This is a genomic window from Pseudomonas sp. SDT291_1_S447, assembly GCF_054070155.1.
Genome location: NZ_JBSVXS010000486.1, coordinates 1 through 211 on the forward strand (window position 1 = coordinate 1; position 211 = coordinate 211).

General features: G+C 62.6%; 1 protein-coding gene. It reads right to left on the reverse strand.

Annotated elements, in window-relative coordinates; translation table 11 throughout:
- Nucleotides 1-211, reverse strand: a 211-nt coding sequence (locus ACW9IR_RS30480) for a hypothetical protein (protein WP_457466336.1), incomplete at both ends; no start/stop codon positions are given.

The following is a 211-nucleotide window of genomic DNA, read 5'->3' on the forward strand; positions in this document are numbered from 1 at the left end:
ATCACGCCGAGCGCTGCGCCGGGCGCACGCATGTCCAGCGGCGTGAACACGTCCAAGGGCACCAACTTATAAGTAAGCTGCACGTTGTCGCAGTGGTAGAGCATGCCGCTCCATTCCACGACGTGTTCGCTGAAGTCTTCGAAGCGCGAAGTCTGACCAATGGCGGTGTGCCCCAATGCCAGCAAGCGCCCGTTGGCGGCGGCGCCCAGTT